This is a genomic window from Pseudomonas sp. (assembly GCF_049590575.1).
Classification (GTDB): domain Bacteria; phylum Pseudomonadota; class Gammaproteobacteria; order Pseudomonadales; family Pseudomonadaceae; genus Aquipseudomonas.
In genome coordinates this window covers 1-1,942 of the sequence record NZ_JBAWDE010000124.1, presented here as the reverse complement: position 1 = coordinate 1,942, position 1,942 = coordinate 1, and the positions used below count along the sequence as shown (strand labels likewise).

Annotated in this window: 2 protein-coding genes and 1 pseudogene; all 3 read left to right on the top strand. The window is 65.8% G+C overall.

All coding sequences use genetic code 11. The features are described from left to right. Positions 1 to 138 (top strand): annotated as a pseudogene (locus WBR57_RS09895) (type VI secretion system-associated protein TagF); the annotation flags it as partial. Next, positions 139 to 858 carry a PP2C family protein-serine/threonine phosphatase gene (locus WBR57_RS09890; RefSeq protein WP_424083667.1) on the top strand — a complete coding sequence of 240 codons (720 nt, stop codon included), beginning with the start codon at positions 139 to 141 and terminating at the stop codon, positions 856 to 858. Then, positions 855 to 1,942 (top strand): serine/threonine-protein kinase (locus WBR57_RS09885; protein WP_424083666.1); only part of this gene is annotated, 1,088 nt, incomplete at its 3' end. The genes WBR57_RS09890 and WBR57_RS09885, both read left to right, overlap by 4 nt.

Sequence of the window (1,942 nt, the reverse complement as noted above, 5' to 3'; positions counted from 1 at the left end):
GAACAGGCCTGCGACGGTGCGAGCCTGTGGTGGGGCCGTGGTTCACAGACGATTTCCCCCGGTTTATTGCGGTGCCAGGGCCTGCCTGCCACCGGCGATTTTGCGCAGTTTTTGCTCGGACAAGAAGGTGTGGTGTAGATGGGGTCGACGTACAAATCCGCGAGCAAAAGCCATGTGGGCATGGTCCGCCAGGTCAACGAAGACGCCTGCCTGGACCTGCCGGAAAATCGCCTGTGGGTGGTGGCCGACGGCATGGGCGGGCATGCGGCGGGGGATTACGTCAGCAGCTTGATCGTCGACAGCCTGCGCAGCGTGCCGATGGGCCGCTCGCTCGACGAATACTCGGCGGCCCTGCGCAATGACCTGACCCGCATCAACGCGGCCGTGCGTGAAGAAACCGCCAACCGTGGCGTGACCATGATGGGCAGCACTGTGGTGGTGCTCGCTGCACGTGGCTTGCGCGGCGTATGCCTGTGGGCCGGCGACAGTCGCCTGTACCGCCTGCGTGACGGCGTGCTCGAAGGCATCTCCCGCGACCACAGCTATGTGCAGGACCTGCAAGACAGCGGCCTGCTCAGCGAAGCCGATGCCCGCGTGCACCCGCGCGCCAATATCGTCACCCGTGCGATTGGCGTGGAAGCCCAGCTGGAATTGGCTGTGGTCGACCTGTTGATCGCCCCCGGCGACAGCTACCTGCTGTGCAGCGATGGCCTGACCAAGACCGTCGAAGACCATGAAATCCGCGAAGTGCTGAGCCACGACGCGCCGGATGAAATCGTGCGCAGCCTGGTGCACCTGGGGCTCAACCGCGGCGCGCCGGACAACATTACCGCCATCGTCGTGAAGGTATCGGCATGAACATCCTGATTCCCGGCTATGACATCGAAGGCGAGATTGGCGAAGGCGCCATGGCCAGCGTGTACCTGGCGACCCAGCGCTCGCTGGAACGCAAGGTCGCGTTGAAAGTGATGGCGGCGGCCCTGGCGGCCGACCCGAGCTTCTGCGAGCGTTTCCTGCGCGAGGGCAAGACCCTGGCGCGCCTGTCGCACCCGCACACGGTGACCATCCATGACATCGGCAATGTCGGTGAGCTGTATTACATGGCCATGGAATACCTGCCCAACGGCACCCTCAAGGAGCGCATCGCTGCAGGGTTGACGCCGGAGCAGGGCATCACCTTGATGCGCCAGATCGCCTCCGCGTTGGGCTACGCACATGAACAAGGGCTGGTGCACCGCGATGTCAAACCGGCGAACATCCTGTTCCGCGCCGACGGCACGGCGGTGCTGTCGGACTTTGGGATCGCCAAGTCGCTGGATGATCGCACCCAGTTCACCCAGGCTGGGTTTGCCGTAGGCACCCCGAGCTACATGAGCCCGGAGCAGGCGCGCGGCCAGGAAATCGATGGCCGGGCCGACCTGTATGCGCTGGGCGTGGTGCTGTACGAGATCCTCGTCGGCAAGCTGCCGTATAACGGCACCGACGCGCTCTCCACGGCGTTGGCGCACCTGACCGAGCCGTTGCCGGAACTGCCGGTGCACCACGGGCGGTATCAGGAGGTGTTGCGCAAGTTGCTCGCCAAGGACCCGGCGGAGCGTTTCCCGGATGCGGCGGCGTTGCTGCTGGCACTGGACAACCTGCCCGCCGAGTCGTTGGAAGCCACGCTGGTGCGGCCGCTGCCGATTCCGCTGAGCTTCGACCTGGCCGGCATGACGCCGGTCACCATCGACATCCCCACCGACAAACCCCAACCGCAACCGGTGCGCCAGCCCGTGGTGACGCCGACCCAGCACAACGCCGTCTCCGAGCAACGCCGTGGGCCGGTGTTGGCGCTGGCGGCAGTGGCCGTGGCGGTCGCGCTGGCGATTGGTGGCGCGAGCTACTGGTGGCTGAGTGGCAGTGATGAACCTGCCAGACCGCCCGCTGCCGCAGTGCCCAAGGC

What these genes read in the sequence shown, in the direction of transcription:
- WBR57_RS09890 (WP_424083667.1), top strand. Translation starts at nt 139, where the DNA reads ATGGGGTCGACGTACAAATCCGCGAGCAAAAGCCATGTGGGCATGGTC.